Source organism: Rufibacter roseolus, from assembly GCF_017916365.1.
Taxonomy (GTDB): Bacteria; Bacteroidota; Bacteroidia; order Cytophagales; family Hymenobacteraceae; genus Nibribacter; species Nibribacter roseolus.
Map to the genome: position 1 here is coordinate 1,107,316 of NZ_JAFMSU010000003.1, position 16,154 is coordinate 1,123,469.

Below are 16,154 nucleotides of genomic sequence, written 5' to 3' on the forward strand. Positions count from 1 at the left end.
ATACGCAAATATAGAAATTAAATATACATAGGTACATACGAATATTAGGGCAGATGTTTACATTAACCGGTCCCAACGTCGTTTTTCGGGAATCCATCCACCTTCCTTTTTCTGTTTCCGCGCCGCATGCCTCAACCTATTTCTGTTACCATACTCGCTAAAAACAGCCAGGAGTTGCTGCCGCAATGCCTCAAGGCGCTTGCCCGGTTCCCGGAGGTTATCCTGCTGGACAACGACTCCACTGATGCCACCGTGGCCATCGCCGGTCAGTTCCCCAACGTGAAGGTCTTCCACTCGTCCTTTATCGGGTTTGGTCCGCTTAAGAACCTGGCCGCCTCCTACGCCTCTCATGACTGGGTCCTTTCCATTGACAGCGATGAGGTCCTGACACCGGAACTAGCCCAAACCATTCTCAGCCACCCCTTAGATAACGCCAAAGCCTACCGCTTCTTGCGCCACAATTTCTATGGGAAACGTTTAATCAACGCTTGTGGTTGGGAGAATGATTATGTGCTACGCCTTTTTAACCGCAAAGTTACCTCCTTTACAGACCGCGAGGTGCACGAAGGAATCAAGACCGATGGGCTGGCGCTAGAGACCCTACCGGGCATCCTGAACCATTATTCTTTCAAGAACACAGACGAGTTACTCAGGAAACTGAACCAATACACCACGCTTTTTGCCCAGCAGAACCGGTTCCTGAAATCGTCCTCGGCCTTTAAGGCCATCTACAAAGGCTTCTGGACCTTCCTGCGCAACTATTTCCTGAAGCGGGGTTTCCTGTACGGTTTTGAGGGGTTCCTGATTTCGGCCTGCAACGCCAACGGGGCTTTCTACAAGTACATGAAACTGCACGAGGCCAACCGCTCCATGACCACCAGCCTCATCATCTCTACCTACAACTGGCCAGATGCGCTGGAAGTAGTTTTGAAGAGCGTGGCCTTGCAAAATGAGTTACCCGATGAGGTGATTATTGCCGATGACGGATCCCGCGCCGAGACCAAGGCAGTCATTGAGAAGTTCCAGGAAAGCTTTCCGGTGCCGCTGCGCCATTGCTGGCACGAGGATACGGGCTTTAGGCTAGCTGCTATCCGGAACAAAGCCATGGCCATGGCGAAAGGCGAATACATCCTTTCCATTGACGGTGACATGGTGCTGCACCCAGACTTTGTCAAGAGCCACAAACGCATAGCGCGCGCCAACACCTTTATCCAGGGCAAGCGGGTGCTGCTGCAACCCGAGCTCACCAAGCAGATCCTGCAAAGCAAACAATGGCACATCACGCCTTTCACCTCCGGCATCATCAACCGTTTCAATGCCGTTTCCTCGGAAACACTGGCAAAGCTCGGCTCCAAAAAACGCCCCGACATCAAAGCCATACGCGGCTGCAACATGGCTTTCTGGCGCGCCGATGTGCTCCAGATCAACGGTTTCAACGAGGACATTGAAGGCTGGGGCCGCGAGGACAGTGAGTTTGCCATCAGAATGCTGAACGCGGGCGTGGAGCGCCGCAACCTGCCCTTCGGCGGGGTAGGCTACCACCTGTACCACCCGGAAAATGCCCGCACCTCTCTCCCGGAGAATGACAAGATTTTAGCCGATGCCATCGGGCAGAAAGCTAAATGGTGCAGGAACGGGATCAGCAAGTATCTTCAAGCTTAATACTAACCAGAACAGCTATTGCTAACTTTACAAGAGAAGCATGAATCCAGCCGCTTTCATGCTTCTCCGGAATTTCCCTTCTGAGTCTACCTCTCTTTTGTCATCCTGAAAGGATCTTGTGGGCGAACTAGAAAAGCCTTGAATAAGCGCTACTACCGTTCGCTACCAAGATCTTTCCAAGATGACAGTAATGGGGATTACTCATATACTTGGAGGTTGCGTTCATCCTTAGAAGGTGCGTTTATCGTCCCCAGAGCGGCAAAACAAAACGCCCGGCTTCTTTACAGAAGCCGGGCGTTTTTATGTTGTTTTCCGGAAAACAGGCCGGAAACGCATATGCTTAGTAGCGGTAGTACTCTGGTTTGAACGGTCCTTCCACCTCCACGCCGATGTAGGCGGCTTGCTCTGGAGACAGTTCTTCCAGTTCCACCCCGATTTTGGCCAGGTGCAGACGGGCTACTTTCTCGTCCAGGTGCTTAGGTAGGGTGTAAACCTTGTTTTCGTAAGCCTCGGCGTTCGTCCACAGTTCAATCTGGGCCAGCGTCTGGTTAGAGAAAGAGTTTGACATCACGAATGATGGGTGACCAGTGGCACAGCCCAGGTTCACCAGACGACCTTCGGCCAGAATGATGATGTCTTTGCCGTTGATGGTGTACAGGTCCACCTGCGGTTTCACGGTGTCTTTGGTATGACCGAAGTTCTCGTTCAGCCAGGCCATGTCAATCTCGTTGTCAAAGTGACCGATGTTGCAGACAATGGTTTTGTCTTTCATGGCCTGGAAGTGCTCGGCGCGGATGATGTTGAAGTTACCGGTAGCGGTTACCACAATGTCAGCCTCAGGAATGGCATTCTCCATTCTGCGTACGGCAAAACCATCCATGGCAGCTTGAAGGGCGCAGATGGGGTCAATTTCTGTTACGATCACGCGGGCACCGGCACCACGCAATGAAGCGGCAGAACCTTTTCCTACGTCACCGTAACCAGCCACTACGGCTACTTTACCAGCCATCATCACGTCAGTAGCTCTTCTGATAGAGTCTACCAATGATTCTTTACAGCCGTATTTGTTATCGAATTTAGACTTGGTCACGGAGTCGTTCACGTTGATAGCAGGCATCAATAAAGTGCCGTTTTTCATACGCTCGTACAGACGGTGAACGCCGGTAGTGGTTTCTTCAGACAAACCTTTGATGCCGGCGGCTAACTCTGGATATTTGTCAAACACCATGTTGGTCAGGTCACCACCATCGTCCAGGATCATGTTCAACGGTTTGCGGTCTTCGCCGAAGAACAAAGTCTGCTCAATGCACCAGTCAAACTCCTCGGCGTTCATGCCCTTCCAGGCGTACACCGGGATACCGACAGCAGCGATAGCAGCTGCGGCGTGGTCCTGGGTAGAAAAGATGTTGCAGGAAGACCAGGTCACCTCAGCACCCAAAGCAGTCAGGGTCTCAATCAACACGGCCGTCTGGATGGTCATGTGCAAGCAACCCGCAATACGGGCACCCGCCAATGGCTGGCTTGCGCCATACTCCTCACGGATAGCCATCAGACCTGGCATCTCAGCCTCGGCCAGTTTAATTTCTTTTCTTCCCCACTCAGCCAGGGAAATATCTTTTACTTTGTAAGGCAAATACGTTTCTACCATTGTAGTTAAGGTTTTACTGTAGAAATGCAAAGGTACAGAAAATGTTTATCTTACTCAATTTTCTGCACTTTAGCTATACCAGATTTGCTTTAAAGCACCGTGCCACCTGCCTTGATAAGACAGGTGGCACAGCAAAGCTCAGCTCTCTGCTTAATTGTTCATAATCACGCCGGCTCCCAGCGTATTGGTGTTGCCAGACGGAGGGTTCAGGAACCCCTGGGCATAAACCGTGTAGATTTTACCAGCCTGCAGGTTCAGAGTGGCCGTTACGGCTGCCACGTCAGTGCCTACGGGCTGCACCTCCAAAGTATAGCTTCCGGCATTCACCGGCGTGAAAGCCGTGCCTTCCTTAAACTCGATGTCAGAGAAGAGGTTATTCTCACCCTGCACCACAACATCCACGCCAGGCGCATCCGGCGAAAGGTGCACGAACCGCACGTGTGCCCGACCGCTGGCCGGAGCCGTCAAGTCATCTACCAACACCACCGGGGTAAGACCAGAGAGCGGACCAGCCGCGAAGACTGAATAATTCTTGTCTTTCTCCAGCGTCACATTGGCATCTATGACCGGACTGCCCATTCCGGCCCCGGCGGCGGTCACTTTGATGTTCCTTGAACCGGCAGGAAGGGTCAGATAACCCGTATTGTTTGGGTAATTCAGAGCCGAAGTATTGGCTTTTGTTCCGTCTACATACAAATCCACTCCCGGAGCATTGGGCGAAGCATGCACCACCAGCACCCGGGCCTCCTCGGTCAGCATTTCCGAAGCGTCATCGTCATCATCGCAGCTCGTGAGGAATAGCACGGGCAAAACGGCGAGTAGGGTAAGTTTCATCCATTTCTTCATAGCTGTACTTCACTTAAGTAAAAACTAACTTATTTACAGATAGAACCAGTTCACCAACTCTATGTTTAAGATTTTTACATAAAACATTAAACAAACCTATTTACCCCACACCCTTCTGCAATTCCGTATCTTTGCCTATCCACGCCCGAGCCGTTTTATGCGTATTTTCACCATTGAAGAGCAAAAGTTCATCCTGGACCACCAACAGCAAGACACTGCCCAACTCATGTTGCAGGCGAAGCGTTTTGCTCCCCTGCCGGTCCCGGAATTAGTGCAGCAGATAAAGTCCCGTCAAAAGGCGCAGCAAAAGCTCCCTACCTGGGCAAAGCACCCGCAAACCATTTTCCCGGTTTCTCTTTCGGTTGAACAGAGCTCTTCTGAAGATACAGCTGCCTATAAGGCAACCCTGGTGCAGGGACAGACGCTGGTGGACCTGACCGGCGGATTTGGAGTGGACAGCTATTACTTCGCCAGGAGTTTCGGTCAGGTGATCCACATTGAGCAGAACCAGGAACTGCAGGAAATAGCCAGTTATAATTTCAAGTTGCTGGGCGCGGAGAACATCCAAAGCCTTTCTACCACCGCTGAAGAGTATTTGCAACGCATGGATACATCAGTGGATGTCATCTACCTGGACCCGGCTCGCCGCGGCCAGAGCCAAGAACGGGTTCACCTGCTGCAGGACTGCACGCCAGACGTATTGGGCTTGCTGCCTTTGCTGCTGCAGAAAAGTAAAGCGGTGCTCTTGAAGACCGCCCCCATGCTGGACATTGATCTGGCGTTGCAGCAGTTGAGCCACGTTGCCCAGGTGTGGGTTATAGCCGTGCAGAACGAATGCAAAGAAGTACTCTACCTTCTGAAGCCCGAGGCCATGGAACCGCCTCTCCTCACTACCGTCAATCTCTTGGCGCACCAGGAAGCCCAGCCGCTCAGCTTCACGAAACAACAGGAAGAGAACGCTGCTGTTACCTATTCAGAGCCCCAGCGGTATCTGTATGAGCCCAATACGGCTTTGCTTAAAGCCGGCGCCTACAAGTGGCTTTCTGAGAAATACGGCGTACACAAACTCCAACGCAACAGCCATCTCTACACCTCAGAAGAACTGCAACCGGCATTTCCGGGCCGGATTTTTGAAATCATTGGTAAACCGAAGGCCAATACCAAGGAACTGCAGCTACTACTTCCCGATAAAAAAGCCAACATCACCGCGCGCAACTATCCGCTTACCGTGGCGCAGCTCCGGGATAAGGTAAAATTGAAGGAAGGCGGAGACGATTATCTTTTCGCCACCACCGATCTGCATAACAAACCCATTCTGCTGCTCTGCCGGAAAGCCGGGGTTTAGTTGTAAGCTGTAGATAAATGTGTACTCAGCCATTCATGTATATTCAGTCATTCAGATAAATGAAAGCAAAAGCCCTCGCCGGAAATAGAGTCCAGCGAGGGCTTTTGCTTCAGACCGGGTAGACAGGCTTGGCTTTGCTCACCCAGCGGCTGCCTTTGAGGCTGAATCGCCAGGGCAGCAGCGCATCGGCGCCAGCATAGGCCACCCCCACCCGTGGACCAGCTATAATCTGCTCCTCCGGCACAGTCACGCCCCGGTCTTCAAACCAGATTTCGTCTCCAGATAAATCAATGCCGTTGTGCAGGGTGGAAATGCCCAGCGCTTGCGTGACCAGCCCAGGTCCGGCGGTGAGGCGAGGCTCTACTTTAGCAAGCCCTCGGCGGAGTTGCATTTCCCCTATTCCCTCCAAAGGCTCGATGGCCCTGATGAGCACGGCATCGGCAGTGCCTTCCACGTTGGCCACAATGTTGAACAGCGAATAGATGCCGTAGATGAGGTACACGTAAGCCACGCCGCCCTGCTGGTACATGATCTGGGTGCGTTTGGTGCGCCGGCCCAGGTGGGCGTGGCAGGCGGCGTCTGAAGTACCGGAGTACGCCTCGGTTTCCACTACCATGCCGCCGGTGAGCACGCCGTCAAAAGAAGAAAAAAAGTACTTGCCAATCAGGTCGCGGGCGATGGTGACCACGTCTGGCCGGGTATAGAAATCAGGGGTAAGCTTTTGTTGGAAGAGCATAAACAGACAGCTATTGGCGGATGAAGACTTCGGTGGCGCCATCGGCGATGACGTTGCTGATGACCAGCGTGTTTTCGCCGCAGAACCAGAACTGGTAACCCACCGGCGGCAGGCTCTGCCCCACCAGCTTGAAGGATTTGCGCTCACCCTGCAGTTTGCCGTTCACGTGCTCTTCAAACTCGCCGTTTTCATAAAAAGTCAGGGTTTTGGCTTCACCTATCTGCTCCCCGGTCAGGAACTCGTCTTCCTGGGCGCCCATGTAATTGGTCTGGAGGCCGCGCAGCTCCCATTTGCCTTGTAACTGTGAGACCGCCGTAGCCGAATCTGTGGTGGTAAACTCACAAAGAGCCACCGCGGTATCCTTGTTTTCTTCTTTGGGTGAGGAGGTCTCTGCAGGTTTTTCACCGTTGCCTTGGCAACTGGCCAGAGAAGCGCCCAGTATCAGAAGCGCCGCATATATCTTTTTCATAGTAGGGTCAGTTTTAACCTTGGCAAGAACGCAAAAAGAATAGGGGCAGCCAAGTGACCATTATCCTTGGTTGCCCCTATCGTTATAAATCAGGAAATTCCTGGTTAACGCTTTTTCTCCACCGCTTTCTGGATGTTGAAGTAGACCTCGGTGAGGTTGAGTTTGTTAGGGGTCTGCAGGCTTACCAAATCATATTTGTTATCCACCAGCTGCGGCCGGCCTTTCTGCCGAAGCCCCACCACCGTGAGGAACATGTATTCATCACGGGGGGCGTTCAGCACCACGGCGGTTTCTTTGCTGCGCCCGTTGCCGCTGGCTTTGATGGCGGCCATGAGGCCCTCAAACTTGGTGAGCCACTTCTGGCTTTCCACCTTGTTGTTCATCTCGCCGTAGGCCATGTGCATGAGGTACATCACATCCAGGTTGAAGGGATCGGTGGCCAGCAGTTTTTTGCCTGTGCTTATAATCTCTGGGAACCGCTCATATAACAGCATCTCATTGAGGGCATCTGACTTGTCGTTGGGTTTGTAGGGGTTGTAGCCAGGTTGGGTGGTCCAGCCGTAATACAGGTGCTTGTACTCGTCCAGGGTGAGTTGGGTGTCATTGGCGTGGTAGCGCTTGAGCAGGTTGGGGTAGTACATCTTGGACTTGGGCGAACTCACCGCCGTCTTGATGGCACTGTAGTCAACTTTGGAAACGGTCTGACCCTGCCCTTCTTTAAAAACTGATTGGGCCTGACCATTTTTAGAGGTTTGGGCTTCGCCTTTTTTAGAAGTCTGGGCCTGGCCTTGCAAAAAGAGTCCCAGGCACAGCAGGCTAAGAATAAAGAATTGTTTCATGTGGATGATAAAGGGAATTTGAGACGATTTAGCCTATGGCAAATACAGTGCTAAAAACTACAGGCTTTGTAAAAAGTTACATCTTCATCGCGGTTCCAGCAGCACAGCACATCCGTTTCGGGCCTGTTCTTGCTAAAATAACGCTGAAACAGAAGAATTATGCGCCACAAACCGGCTTTAAAATGACGTATCATTTTCATACTGAAAACACGTGATTTTTCCAGATGACGCCTCTAAGCAAAGCTGCTTGGCCAGAAACCAATATCAGCTCCGCCAGGAACTATGTTCCTGCTGTTTCAGGCTTGTTTCCCGGAAAACAGCCTAAGAACAGCCGTTTACAAAAATTCAGCGGGGCTATAGGGGCCTTGTAAAACTTCCCGTACCTTTGCTCCCGATATTGGTGACAGCCTCGGTCTTCTTCCGATGATGTCTTAAAAGGGAATCAGGTGTAAAACCTGAGCTGTACCCGCAACTGTTATCTTCAAACCCATTCTGCCCACCACACGCCACTGTCTGCTTTGCCAGATGGGAAGGCCGGGCCGAAGAAGAGAGCCAGGAGACCTGCCAACATCCAATATTCACCTGGAGGCTTTCGGGAAAAAAAGCAGCAAGGATGGTGGCCCCAACGTGGGCTGGCGTTTTCGTTTATCTCTTTCTCTGCAGTCTTCCCAGGTTGGCAACCCTGAGGAATATGGTACGTCGTCTTTTTCTGTTTGCGTTGGCTACGGTGGCCACAGAGCTTCTGGCGCTGCGGGAAAGCCATGCCCAACTGAAAGATACCGTGCAGCTGGCCCCTGTCACTGTCTCTGCCCAGCGGTACACCCGCTACGCCGCGGGGTCACGGGTGCAAACGGCAGACTCCCTCCTGCTGCAACGGCGGCCGGGCCTCACGCTGGCAGATATGCTCCAGCAGCGCAGCCCCTTGTACCTTAGAAGTTACGGAAACGGCATGACGGCCACCGTAGCGTTCAGGGGTACTTCGTCCAGCCACACGGCTGTGCTCTGGAACGGCTTCAACATTGCCCTGCCCACCCTGGGTATGTCAGATTTTGCCTTGTTACCCCCATCAATCAATACGCAGGTGAGCCTTCAGCACGGACCAAGCGGTGCCTTACACGGCAGCGGGGCCGTGGGAGGAGCTGTTCTTCTGGACAACCCGGTATCATTTGCCCCCCAGCAGCAGATACAGGTACAACAGGAATTGGGCAGTTTCGGGCATCAACGGACCGCCGCGGGCGGATCTTTCTCCAACGGCCGTTTAGCCCTCACCTCCTCTTTCACCCGCACCGCCGGCGACAATGATTTCTGGTTTAAAAACACCACCGCCTTTGGGTCACCGTGGGAAACGCAGCAGAACGCCGCCTTTGCGCAAACCAGCCTGGCGCAGGAACTACACTACAAACTGGCCCCGGAACAGCGGCTCACCGTGAGGGGCTGGTACGTGAAGACGCATCGGCAGATACAGCCTTCCATGGGCAGCGCCAACACCCACGCCCAGCAGGACGATGAGAACCTGCGCCTCATGGGCGAGTGGCAGGGCCAGTTAGCCGACGGCACCACCACCGTCCGGACCGCCTTTTTCAACGATGTGCTCAATTATAAAGACGATGGCGTCCTTTCCCTCTCCAAGGTGAACACCTACCAGAGCCAGGTGGAGCATGAACGGGCTTTGCTGCCCAACCTGCTGCTGCAAATGGGCGGAGAAGGACAGCTGTTCAAAGCCGATGTGGGCGGCTACGCCGGGAAAGTACAGGAACAAAGATTCTCGGCTTACGGTTGGCTCCGCTATGACCCATTACCCATGCTGCAGTTGAGCCTCAACGTGCGCCAAGCCTGGGTGCAGGGCTTCAATCCGCCGCTTACGCCTACGCTGGGCGCCAACCTCCAAATCCTGGAACAGGGCGGCAATACAATAACGGCCAAAGCCAATGTCTCACGCAGTTACCGGGTGCCCACGCTCAATGACCGTTTCTGGCGCCCCGGCGGAAATCCGGCCCTGAAACCCGAGAGTGGCTGGGGTTACGAGGGCGGTCTGGTGCACCAGCATAAAAACGGACCCTTGACGGGCACCACCGAACTGACCGGCTATGCGCTGCAGGTAAAAGACTGGATTCAATGGCAGCCCTCCGCCACCGGCGGTTACTCAGAGCCAGTAAACCTGCAGCGGGTAAAAGGCAATGGCGCCGAGCTGGACAGCAGGTGGCAGTACAGACTGGATGAAAACCGGTCCCTATCAGCCGGACTGGCTTACGCCTACACCATCTCCCAGCAGAAACTCCCCGATGAACGGGCGCAGCTACAGAGCCGGCAGCTGTTTTATGTGCCCAAGCACAAGGTGGCTACCTGGACCGAGGTCCGCTACCGCAGCTGGTGGCTTTCTTCTGATGCTACGTTCACCGGCCGCCGCTTCACAGACAATGACAATAACAACTGGCTGCCGGCCTATGCGCTGGTGAACTTCGGGCTGGGGAAAACCTTTGCCTGGCGTTCCTTTGAGACCCAGCTTATGGCCCAGGTGCAGAACCTTTCCAACACCGTGTACCAGACCATGGCGTACCGGGCCATGCCGCCGCGCAATTTCAGAGTATCCCTGGCCCTGAGATGGGCCACCCAACCATAATTCACATTTTTACTCTTTTACCAACTCTATGAAAGTTAATACCCTTAAGAAGTACTTCCTGTATGTATTGCTGGGCAGCAGCAGCCTACTCACCACCTCCTGCGACTCAGATTCTGAAGACTCTACTCCCAAAGGCGCCTACGAGCACGGTGTATTCATTTTGAACGAAGGACAGTTTGGCACTCCTACCGCTGAGGTAAGCTTCCTCTCTCCAGAGACCAAAACCCTGATCCCTGACTTGTTCAACAAGGTGAATAATCGCCCGCTGGGCGATGCCGCGCAGTCCATTACATTCATAGGGGACAAAGCTTACATTGCGGTGAACAACAGCGAAAAGATTGAAGTGGCAGACGCTTATTCCTTTGCCTCCAAAGGAGTCATTAATGGCCTGAAAATCCCGAGATACGTGGCGGCCCTTAACAACAACAAAGCCTACGTAACCGAGTATGTAGGCTACGCTTTCTCTGGCTACACAGGCACCGGTCGGGTTTCTGTCCTGGACCTCACCACTAACAGCGTGACCAAAACCATCAACGTGGGACTGCTGCCTGAGGGCGTTTTAATGTACAACGGCAAACTGTACGTAGCCAACAGCGGCGGCAATACCATCTCGGTGATCAATACCACCACCGATGCCGTGGAAAGCACCATTCTGGTGGGTGAATCTCCTAAGCACCTGGTGCTGGATGCGAACAACAAGATTTGGGTTCTGCGGGGCGGTTATGGTACACCAGGCGCTTTGGTGAAGATTGATCCGGCCAACAACAACGCCATTACCTCCTACGGCTTCCCGCTGGGCACCAGCGGACCAGGCTACCTGACCATCAACGGCGCTAAAAACACGCTGTACTTCACCTACAACGGCAGTGTGTACACCATGGCCACCACTGCAACTTCCGCACCTACCACCGCGCTCATCCACCGCGATGCGTATGGTTTGGGCATTGATCCGCAATCTAACACCCTGTACCTGGGCCTGGGAGGCTATACTTCCAACGGCTGGGTAGTGCGTTACCAACCAACCGGCACGGCTATTGACTCTTTCCAGGTGAGAATCCTGCCTAACGGTTTCTCCTTCAGATAAGCAGTTTCAAGGCCGTTTTCTGTAAAACGGTCATATAACAGAGAGCCGCCAGCTTCTATTGAGGCTGGCGGCTCTCTGTTTATAGGGGCTAGAAATCCTTACTTGCGTTTAGAGCCGGTTTTCTGGGAAATGGGCCAAAAACAGAAAAGCCTGCCTTTTTGAGGGCAGGCTTTCCGGGAGGTATGTCTTTTAATTATTGTCTCGGTCTTGCTTCTGCTCAGCTGCGCCGCCTACACCCTGGTTGCTTACCCCGGAGTTGCGCTCTCTTACCTTGTCTTCCTGCTGGTCGTAGATTTTCTGATTGGTAGAGTCGGTGGCATTGGTGTTCACGGGATCCTGGGTCTCATCAGACACGCCGGGCGCGTTGTTTTCAGTAGGGCTTTTGTCTTTGAAGTCACTTTCCTCTACGTTCACCTGGCCTTCGCTGGTGCCGGTGCTGCAGGAGGTGGTGCCCAAAAGTAATGCGCCTCCCAACAGAAAGGCACAGGAAACTTGTTTTATAGAAACGATTCGCTTTTTCATAGGTCTGGTTCAATAGGTGACGTTTTCCGGGCTCGGCTAAAAACCTTCAGGCCCACACTTGAGGATAGTACGCGCATGACTGTATTTGAGTTAGCCCGCAGGCGCCTTTCCGGTATTATTTGCCATCGGGCCCGGTCTGGCTAATCTTAACTAATCCGTCTCCGTACAACAGTACACGCCAGGGTATCCTGGCAGAATCATTTGTTTAAGTTTCACCTCAAATAAAGGAGAAAGAACCATGACCAAAGGAAAAGGCGATAATAGCCCTAAGCAGCATAGACCAGACCAGGACAGAAGCTGGCGCGATATCAACAGCCAGGATGATCAGCTCAACAACAGTAACCGCCATAACAACAACCCGCCGTACGAAGGCTCTCCGGAAACCCGGTCTAACCCTAACACATCGGGCAGCGGAAACCAGAAATCCAGCAACAATGACCAGGGAGGCATGAACACCGGTGCCGGCGTGAGCGGACAGCCTAACAATGAGCATAACCACAACCGCGACCAAGGCACCAACGATCCTAAATTCCAGGATGGTCCGGTAGCCGGCGGTGCCGATAACACCCGCGGCGAGAACGTACCTTCCAGAGAAGGCCACGGCGGCGGCGCCAAGAAAGGCAAGTTTGACCCAGAGCAACACTCACCGCAGGGATCAAACTCTAACCCATCAGACACCCGTGGTTCAGACTCCTCAGATAAGGAGTTCATGAATAACCAGCCAAACGCCAGTACCCTCAAAGGCCACAAAGACAAAGAAGGCCTGGGCAACGAGAAAGAGTAATCCTTCTCTTGATTTCATGACACAAGAAGGGGCAGCAGGCGTTTCAAGCCTGTTTTCCGCAAAAGACCCGGGAAAACGCCCCGGGTCTTTTGTTTTAGGCATCTGGGGAAGTTACGTTTGGGCAGAAAACCAGCTTTGCCGTATCTTAGCGGAAGCATCTGCCTGGGCAGGCTCCAACCATTTTTTTCTAGCGTACCATGGCCAAAGAGGTAAAAAGACATCCGTTCCAGCGTGACTGGCGCCGCGACCTGCTCATTGTCGCGCTCATCAGTATGCTGCTGGCCATGACGCTGCTGCTGTACGCCTTCGGGCTCACCAGCGATTTTATCTACCGGCTGTTCAACGCGTTCCTGGGTATTTTCATCATGGTGGCCGGCACCGCCTTCGTGATTGTGCCCGCCGTGAACTGGGTTTTCATGCGCTTATCCGGAAAACTGCCTAGAAACGCCCCTAAGTCTCCTAAGTCTACCTCGCCCCGGCCAGCGGCCCCTAAAAAGAACGTGCCCAAAGCCAATTGGCCGGAAGACTGAAGGAGTCCTGAGTTCTGAGTCTTGGGTTCTGAGTTGTGGCAGGTGGATTACACTCTTTTAGCGTTTTCTTTGTTACCAGGGAGAATCATTAGCAATCAGCACATTTTCTAATTAGCACATTACCTTAGCACCATGGAACATCACCTGTATATCAAAAACATGGTTTGCCCGCGTTGCATTGCCACCGTGACCGAGGTGCTGCAACAGCAAGGTTTAGCGGTGCAGGAAGTGAAACTTGGTGAGGCCGTAGTGACCGGAAACCAGGAACCAGACATAACTACCATCTCTCCGGCGCTGGAGGCCCACGGCTTTGAGCTGCTGCAGGAGAAAGACGAACAGCTCACCGATCTCATCAAGACCACCCTGCTGGAGTACCAGCGCCACCTGGAGGAAGAATACCAGCCTATCACCACCTCGGTGTACCTGGCAGAGAAACTGGGCATGTCTTACCAGCACCTGAGCAAGGTCTTCTCGCAGCACACCGGCACCACTATTGAAAAATACCTTATTCGGCTCAAGATTGAGCGCGTGAAGGAACTCATCTCCTACGGTGAGCTTACCCTCAGTGAGATTGCCTTCAGGTTGCAGTACAGCAGCGTGCAGCACCTTTCCAACCAGTTCAAGAAAGTCACCGGCATCTCCGTGACAGACTACAAGAAGAACCCCATCATTGCCCGCACCCCGCTGGACAACCTGTCTTAAACAGGAATTACATAAAACTCACCGTCTAATTTTATAAGAACCGCCCGTCCAAGTGGGCGTACTAATACTATGCCCGACCGGGCCGGAGAAAAACAAATCATTTTCTGCCCGACCGGCGAAATAGCGTGTGCATGTGAATGTATGTTGTACCCCTTAACCCAACCCTATGCACAATTCCCCAATAAGACATGTATTAGACGCACTCTATGAGTGTATCCTGGCCTGTGAGCACTGTGCCACCTCTTGCCTGCAGGAAGAAAACGTTAAAATGATGGCGCGCTGTATCCAGACCGACCGTGACTGCGCCGATGTCTGCCGCCTGACTTTGACGCTTTTGGCCCGGGGCTCGGCGCACGGCAAGCACCTCTTGCGCGAGTGTATTGAGGTCTGCGAAATCTGCGCCACCGAGTGCTCCAAACATGACCATGCCCACTGTCAGCAATGCGCCGAAGCCTGCCGCCGCTGCGCCGAGGCCTGCAGGTCGGTGACGGTTTAAACCAGGGAAAGCCCCAAGAGTAGAGCAGCCGGTATTCCCGGCTGTTTCTTTTTATTCCCCAATAAGTTTGCTCCTCATATAAGGCTCGTTTTTAGAAAATCGGGCTTAAAACCTTCTCTTCTCCTGTTATTTCCTGGGCACTTGGCAACCTCATTGGCTAGAGTTCTTGCGCTCTGAAGACGGCAGTTACTACCCAATTTTGTAACTCCGGGGCCATAAAATGTAACAGGGCGATTCTCCATTTGGCTTTTATTTGCCTCTCATGCCAGCTTCTCCTGCCGGCTACGTATGAAAGAAAATCAAACGCACTTTGCCCCTATGGCACATTCACATTCCCACGGATACGGACACACACACGGGCACCACGGACACCAGCATGGTCATAGCCTGCCTGCCTCCGGTCACCTGAACAAGGCTTTCCTGCTGGGCATCGGGCTGAATATCCTGTATGTGGTAGTAGAGGCCGGAGCCGGCTGGTGGTACAACTCCCTGGCGCTCCTCACCGATGCCGGCCATAACTTCACCGATGTCATTAGTCTGCTGCTGGCTTTCTTGGCCTTGAAAATGGCGCAGCGCAAACCCACTGATCGGTTTACCTACGGCTACGGCAAAAGCACCACGCTGGTCTCTTTGCTCAACGCAATGTTGCTGCTTTTGGCAGTGGGCGCCATCGGCTGGGAGGCCATCAATCGGCTGGGCACCGCGCCAGCCCTCAACGGAACGGCCATCTCGCTCATCTCTGGCGTAGGTATCCTCGTCAACGCGGGTACCGCACTGCTTTTCTTCCGCGACAAAGACCATGACATCAACGTGAAGGGCGCCTACCTGCACATGGCCGCCGATGCCCTGGTGAGTCTGGGCGTGGTGGTAGCCGGACTGGTCATGTACTACACGGGCTGGTACTGGGTAGATGCCGTCATGAGCCTGATCATTGTGGCTGTGATTGTTTGGGGAACCTGGGGGCTGCTGGTAGAATCGCTTCGGCTCACTCTGGACGCCGTGCCGCACGGCATTGACTTAGCCGCCATCAGGACCTATCTGCAAGAGGTGCCCGGCGTGGCCGAGGTCCATGACCTGCACGTCTGGGCCATGAGCAGCACCGAGAACTCCCTCACTGCCCACTTGGTGGTGGAAGACGGTTACACCGATATCCAGTTAACCCAGATCAGAGCCGGCCTGCGCGACCATTTCCACATTCCGCACGTGACACTGCAGGTAGAGCGCGGTGCCGAGGGGCATGCCTGCACAGAGGCCGGCGTGTACCACTAAGCAAACTACCTGGGTATGGTGACAGGCAGAGCCCAATTGATTTAGGGCTCTTTTCTCAAAAGCAAGGCAAAAACCCCAACCCCATTCTTTTTCAATCGCGTATAGAAGAGGAGACCAAACCTCAAGCCTATGCGTACCGAGTATAAACCGGCCATTGATGCGTTGTTGGCCTGCATCGCGGCCTGCGACCACTGCGCCACCGCCTGCCTGCAGGAAGATGAAGTCAAGAAAATGGCGCGCTGTATCCACCTGGACCTGGACTGCTCCGCTTACTGCAGCCTCACCGCCTCGTTTCTCTCCAAGGGGTCTGAGCACGCCCGGCTGGTGCTGCGCCAGTGCGTGGAGATCTGCGAGGCCTGCGCCGTGGAATGCGAGCGCCACGCCCACGATCATTGCCAAGCCTGCGCCGCTGCCTGCCGACGATGCATTGAAGTTTGCCAGGAACTGATTCCTAAGTCAGACGCGGTGGCTGATCTGCTTTACGCCTCAGCGCCATAATATGCCTGTATAAGTTTTCGGCCTGTTTTCACCAAATGGGCCCCAAAACGAAGAAGCTCCCTTATCTGCCTTAAGAGGGGAGCTTCTTCGTTTATACCAAACTG

Annotated in this window: 17 protein-coding genes and 1 riboswitch; of the genes, 11 read left to right on the forward strand and 6 right to left on the reverse strand. The window is 53.5% G+C overall.

Annotated elements, in window-relative coordinates; all coding sequences use genetic code 11:
* Positions 1 to 126 precede the first annotated feature (126 nt).
* A complete protein-coding gene (locus J3P35_RS20490; RefSeq protein ID WP_210466582.1) occupies positions 127 to 1,662 on the forward strand; it encodes a glycosyltransferase family 2 protein in 1,536 nt (511 codons plus the stop codon).
* Positions 1,663 to 2,002: 340 nt separating this feature from the next.
* On the opposite strand, the gene ahcY is transcribed toward J3P35_RS20490, so the two are convergent.
* Both ahcY and J3P35_RS20500 read right to left on the reverse strand, forming a co-directional pair.
* The gene (ahcY, locus tag J3P35_RS20495; protein ID WP_210466583.1) at positions 2,003 to 3,310 is read right to left on the reverse strand and encodes an adenosylhomocysteinase; all 1,308 of its coding nucleotides are present in this window, start codon (positions 3,308 to 3,310) and stop codon (positions 2,003 to 2,005) included.
* Positions 3,311 to 3,460: 150 nt separating this feature from the next.
* Positions 3,461 to 4,156 carry a DUF4397 domain-containing protein gene (locus J3P35_RS20500; RefSeq protein ID WP_210466584.1) on the reverse strand — a complete coding sequence of 232 codons (696 nt, stop codon included), beginning with the start codon at positions 4,154 to 4,156 and terminating at the stop codon, positions 3,461 to 3,463.
* A gap of 157 nt (positions 4,157 to 4,313) precedes the next feature.
* Between J3P35_RS20500 and J3P35_RS20505 the strand changes: the two genes are divergently transcribed.
* On the forward strand, positions 4,314 to 5,501 hold the full coding sequence (locus J3P35_RS20505) for a THUMP-like domain-containing protein (RefSeq protein WP_210466585.1): 1,188 nt from the start codon (positions 4,314 to 4,316) through the stop codon (positions 5,499 to 5,501).
* 109 nt (positions 5,502 to 5,610) lie between these two features.
* On the opposite strand, the gene J3P35_RS20510 is transcribed toward J3P35_RS20505, so the two are convergent.
* From J3P35_RS20510 to J3P35_RS20520, 3 genes are all read right to left on the reverse strand, one after another.
* Positions 5,611 to 6,237 carry a DNA-3-methyladenine glycosylase gene (locus J3P35_RS20510; RefSeq protein WP_210466586.1) on the reverse strand — a complete coding sequence of 209 codons (627 nt, stop codon included), beginning with the start codon at positions 6,235 to 6,237 and terminating at the stop codon, positions 5,611 to 5,613.
* Positions 6,238 to 6,247: 10 nt separating this feature from the next.
* Entirely contained in the window at positions 6,248 to 6,706 is a 459-nt protein-coding gene (locus J3P35_RS20515) for a hypothetical protein (RefSeq protein ID WP_210466587.1), read from the reverse strand.
* Between the two features lie 104 nt (positions 6,707 to 6,810).
* Positions 6,811 to 7,545: a DUF4919 domain-containing protein gene (locus J3P35_RS20520; protein WP_210466588.1), complete on the reverse strand. Its 735-nt coding sequence runs from the start codon at positions 7,543 to 7,545 to the stop codon at positions 6,811 to 6,813.
* A gap of 35 nt (positions 7,546 to 7,580) precedes the next feature.
* Here J3P35_RS20520 and J3P35_RS20525 point away from each other — a divergent pair, with 35 nt between their 5' ends.
* The 3 genes from J3P35_RS20525 (at position 7,581) to J3P35_RS20535 (ending at position 11,249) form a co-directional block, all read left to right on the forward strand.
* Positions 7,581 to 7,760, forward strand: coding sequence for a hypothetical protein (locus J3P35_RS20525; protein WP_210466589.1), 180 nt, complete (start codon positions 7,581 to 7,583; stop codon positions 7,758 to 7,760).
* A gap of 178 nt (positions 7,761 to 7,938) precedes the next feature.
* Positions 7,939 to 8,117: riboswitch (cobalamin riboswitch) on the forward strand.
* Positions 8,118 to 8,236: 119 nt separating this feature from the next.
* A complete protein-coding gene (locus J3P35_RS20530) occupies positions 8,237 to 10,165 on the forward strand; it encodes a TonB-dependent receptor plug domain-containing protein (protein WP_210466590.1) in 1,929 nt (642 codons plus the stop codon).
* A 28-nt stretch (positions 10,166 to 10,193) separates the two neighbouring features.
* The gene (locus J3P35_RS20535) at positions 10,194 to 11,249 is read left to right on the forward strand and encodes a YncE family protein (RefSeq protein ID WP_210466591.1); all 1,056 of its coding nucleotides are present in this window, start codon (positions 10,194 to 10,196) and stop codon (positions 11,247 to 11,249) included.
* Between the two features lie 189 nt (positions 11,250 to 11,438).
* Here the strand turns inward: J3P35_RS20535 and J3P35_RS20540 are convergent, their stop codons facing one another.
* Entirely contained in the window at positions 11,439 to 11,771 is a 333-nt protein-coding gene (locus J3P35_RS20540; RefSeq protein ID WP_210466592.1) for a hypothetical protein, read from the reverse strand.
* A gap of 238 nt (positions 11,772 to 12,009) precedes the next feature.
* Between J3P35_RS20540 and J3P35_RS22040 the strand changes: the two genes are divergently transcribed.
* From J3P35_RS22040 to J3P35_RS20570, 6 genes are all read left to right on the forward strand, one after another.
* Entirely contained in the window at positions 12,010 to 12,555 is a 546-nt protein-coding gene (locus J3P35_RS22040; protein WP_246850386.1) for a hypothetical protein, read from the forward strand.
* Between the two features lie 197 nt (positions 12,556 to 12,752).
* Positions 12,753 to 13,085, forward strand: a complete 333-nt coding sequence (locus J3P35_RS20550) for a hypothetical protein (protein ID WP_210466593.1) — start codon at positions 12,753 to 12,755, stop codon at positions 13,083 to 13,085.
* Positions 13,086 to 13,217: 132 nt separating this feature from the next.
* Positions 13,218 to 13,787: an AraC family transcriptional regulator gene (locus tag J3P35_RS20555; protein ID WP_210466594.1), complete on the forward strand. Its 570-nt coding sequence runs from the start codon at positions 13,218 to 13,220 to the stop codon at positions 13,785 to 13,787.
* Positions 13,788 to 13,953: 166 nt separating this feature from the next.
* Entirely contained in the window at positions 13,954 to 14,283 is a 330-nt protein-coding gene (locus tag J3P35_RS20560; RefSeq protein ID WP_210466595.1) for a four-helix bundle copper-binding protein, read from the forward strand.
* A gap of 318 nt (positions 14,284 to 14,601) precedes the next feature.
* A complete protein-coding gene (locus J3P35_RS20565; protein WP_210466596.1) occupies positions 14,602 to 15,552 on the forward strand; it encodes a cation diffusion facilitator family transporter in 951 nt (316 codons plus the stop codon).
* Between the two features lie 129 nt (positions 15,553 to 15,681).
* A complete protein-coding gene (locus tag J3P35_RS20570) occupies positions 15,682 to 16,050 on the forward strand; it encodes a four-helix bundle copper-binding protein (protein WP_210466597.1) in 369 nt (122 codons plus the stop codon).
* Positions 16,051 to 16,154 lie beyond the last annotated feature (104 nt).

What these genes read in the sequence shown, in the direction of transcription:
- J3P35_RS20525 (WP_210466589.1), top strand. Translation starts at nt 7,581, where the DNA reads ATGGCAAATACAGTGCTAAAAACTACAGGCTTTGTAAAAAGTTACATC.
- J3P35_RS20570 (WP_210466597.1), top strand. Translation starts at nt 15,682, where the DNA reads ATGCGTACCGAGTATAAACCGGCCATTGATGCGTTGTTGGCCTGCATC.
- J3P35_RS20535 (WP_210466591.1), top strand. Translation starts at nt 10,194, where the DNA reads ATGAAAGTTAATACCCTTAAGAAGTACTTCCTGTATGTATTGCTGGGC.
- ahcY (WP_210466583.1), bottom strand. Translation starts at nt 3,310, where the DNA reads ATGGTAGAAACGTATTTGCCTTACAAAGTAAAAGATATTTCCCTGGCT.
- J3P35_RS20505 (WP_210466585.1), top strand. Translation starts at nt 4,314, where the DNA reads ATGCGTATTTTCACCATTGAAGAGCAAAAGTTCATCCTGGACCACCAA.
- J3P35_RS20555 (WP_210466594.1), top strand. Translation starts at nt 13,218, where the DNA reads ATGGAACATCACCTGTATATCAAAAACATGGTTTGCCCGCGTTGCATT.
- J3P35_RS20560 (WP_210466595.1), top strand. Translation starts at nt 13,954, where the DNA reads ATGCACAATTCCCCAATAAGACATGTATTAGACGCACTCTATGAGTGT.
- J3P35_RS20550 (WP_210466593.1), top strand. Translation starts at nt 12,753, where the DNA reads ATGGCCAAAGAGGTAAAAAGACATCCGTTCCAGCGTGACTGGCGCCGC.
- J3P35_RS20490 (WP_210466582.1), top strand. Translation starts at nt 127, where the DNA reads ATGCCTCAACCTATTTCTGTTACCATACTCGCTAAAAACAGCCAGGAG.
- J3P35_RS20530 (WP_210466590.1), top strand. Translation starts at nt 8,237, where the DNA reads ATGGTACGTCGTCTTTTTCTGTTTGCGTTGGCTACGGTGGCCACAGAG.
- J3P35_RS20565 (WP_210466596.1), top strand. Translation starts at nt 14,602, where the DNA reads ATGGCACATTCACATTCCCACGGATACGGACACACACACGGGCACCAC.
- J3P35_RS20500 (WP_210466584.1), bottom strand. Translation starts at nt 4,156, where the DNA reads ATGAAGAAATGGATGAAACTTACCCTACTCGCCGTTTTGCCCGTGCTA.
- J3P35_RS20540 (WP_210466592.1), bottom strand. Translation starts at nt 11,771, where the DNA reads ATGAAAAAGCGAATCGTTTCTATAAAACAAGTTTCCTGTGCCTTTCTG.
- J3P35_RS20515 (WP_210466587.1), bottom strand. Translation starts at nt 6,706, where the DNA reads ATGAAAAAGATATATGCGGCGCTTCTGATACTGGGCGCTTCTCTGGCC.
- J3P35_RS22040 (WP_246850386.1), top strand. Translation starts at nt 12,010, where the DNA reads ATGACCAAAGGAAAAGGCGATAATAGCCCTAAGCAGCATAGACCAGAC.
- J3P35_RS20510 (WP_210466586.1), bottom strand. Translation starts at nt 6,237, where the DNA reads ATGCTCTTCCAACAAAAGCTTACCCCTGATTTCTATACCCGGCCAGAC.
- J3P35_RS20520 (WP_210466588.1), bottom strand. Translation starts at nt 7,545, where the DNA reads ATGAAACAATTCTTTATTCTTAGCCTGCTGTGCCTGGGACTCTTTTTG.